At 70.3% G+C, this 2,027-nt stretch carries 3 protein-coding genes; all 3 read left to right on the top strand.

Features of this window, described 5'->3' with window-relative positions; translation table 11 throughout:
* A partial coding sequence (locus tag G6R25_RS23680) for a cytochrome P450 (RefSeq protein WP_163554625.1) occupies window positions 1-490 on the top strand: 490 nt, incomplete at its 5' end.
* Complete coding sequence (locus tag G6R25_RS23685; protein WP_163554626.1) at window positions 487-1,725, top strand: NAD(P)/FAD-dependent oxidoreductase; 1,239 nt, start codon at window positions 487-489, stop codon at window positions 1,723-1,725. The genes G6R25_RS23680 and G6R25_RS23685, both read left to right, overlap by 4 nt.
* A gap of 76 nt (window positions 1,726-1,801) precedes the next feature.
* Window positions 1,802-2,027, top strand: a 226-nt coding sequence (locus G6R25_RS23690) for a 2Fe-2S iron-sulfur cluster-binding protein (RefSeq protein ID WP_163554627.1), incomplete at its 3' end; no start/stop codon positions are given.

Consider the following 2,027-nt stretch of genomic DNA (forward strand, 5'->3'; position numbering starts at 1 on the left):
GGCCGGCCACGACGCCACGTCGAGCACCCTGTCGGGCATCCTCGAAGCACTGGCGCTGAATCCCGATCAGTTCGCGGCGGTGAAGGCGGACCTGTCCCTGGTGCCCGATCTGGTGAACGAGGGCCTGCGCTGGGCGTCGCCGGTGAAGCACTTCGTCTGGCAGGCCAGTCAGGAGTACGTGCTGCGGGGCCAGCAGATTGCTGCAGGCGATCGGTTCATGCTTCTGTACCAGTCGGCCAACCGCGACAGCGACATCTTCGACGCGCCGGACGAGTTCCGTTTCAACCGCCGGCCCAACCGCCAGATCGCCTTCGGTTACGGCCCGCACATGTGCATCGGTCAGCATCTCGCCAAGCTGGAAATGCGGGTGATGCTCGAGGAGCTGTTCCCCCGGCTCGCCGCGATCGAGATCACCGGTGCGCGCAAGGTCGTGCAGACGAACTTCGTGGGAGGGCTGCGCCGGCTCCCGACGCGCCTGGAGCTGGTGTGACCGACCATGCGGTCAGCCGGGTCGTCGTCGTCGGCGCGGGCCACGCGGGGGACACGTTCGCGGCGCTGCTACGCCAGGCGGGTTTCGTCGGCGAGCTGATCGTCTTCGGTGACGAACCGGAGCCGCCCTACCATCGCCCACCGCTGTCCAAGGAGTTTCTGGACGGCCCGCTCGAGAAGTGGCTGCGCGAACCGACGTTCTACGCGGAGCAGGGCGTCACGCTGAGACTTGGCGAGGCGGTCGTGGAGATTGACCGGGCTGCCGCAACGGTCACCTCGTCCGCTGGACTGGTCTGGTCGTACGACTACCTCGTCCTGGCGACCGGCGCGGCCTCCCGTGCGCTCCTCGTGTCCGGGGCCGATCTCGACGGCGTCGGGATGCTGCGCTCGCTCGCCGACGCACGGGCGCTGCGCCGGCGCGTGCTCGGCGCGTGCTCGGTCGCGGTGGTCGGCGGCGGCTACATCGGGCTGGAGGTAGCCGCCGGGGTGCGGGCGAAGGGCAGGCCCGCGGCCGTGGTCGAGCGGGAGGAGCGGCTACTGGCGAGGGTGGCCAGCCCTGAGCTGTCGCGGATTCTCGCGCGCCACCACGCCGAGCGCGGCACGGCCGTGCTGACCGACAGCGTGGTGCGAGGCTTCGAAGGCGAGGCGGGCCGGCTGCGCGCCGTCGTCGTCACCGGGCCTGGCGGCGAGGAGCGTCGTGCCTGGTGCGACGCCGCGGTGGTCGGGATCGGCGCGGTGCCCCGCGACGAGCTCGCCCGGGCCGCGGGGTTGAGCTGCAACAACGGCATCGTCGTTGACGAGTTGGCCCGCACCGACGACGTCAGGATCCTCGCGATCGGGGACGTGACGAGCCGGCCGGTGCGCGGTGTCGCCGGACGAATGCGCCTCGAAAGCATTCCCGGCGCGGTCGAGCAGGCCAGACAGGCGGTCGCGACCGTACTCGGTAGGCCCGCGGTCGGACGGGAAGTCCCCTGGTTCTGGTCCGATCAGTTCGACCTCAAGCTCAATATCACCGGAGTTCTGCGCGGCCAGTTCGAGACCGTGCTGCGTGGCGACCCCGGCGCGGGGCGGTTCTCGCTGTTCCACCACCACGACGCCAGGCTCGTCGCCGTGGAGACCGCGAACGCGCCCGCCGACTTCATGGTGGGCCGGCGGCTGCTCGCCTCCGGCCAGCCCGTCGACCCCGTCCGGCTTGCGGACCCGCGGGTCGGCCTGCGTGACCTCGTGACCGCCTGACCCGCGTCCTTGCCTCATCCGGGGACGACCGGACCCGGGTAAAGACCTAACCACCGCCTCAGGAGGAGTGGCCATCGTGCCGGCGATCACCTATGTCCTGCCAGACGGCACCGAGAAGTCCCTCGACGTGCCGGTCGGCATGTCGATCATGGATGGCTCGGTTCGCAACAACCTGCCCGGCATCGTCGCGGAGTGCGGCGGCGGATGTTCCTGCGCGACCTGCCACGTGCATGTCGACGCGCAGACCCGCGGGCTTTTCGACGAGCCCACCGCGGAGGAGACAGAACTCCTTGAATTCCTCG

Origin of the sequence: Candidatus Frankia alpina (assembly GCF_902806485.1) — a bacterium.
Classification (GTDB): Bacteria; Actinomycetota; Actinomycetes; order Frankiales; family Frankiaceae; genus Frankia; species Frankia alpina.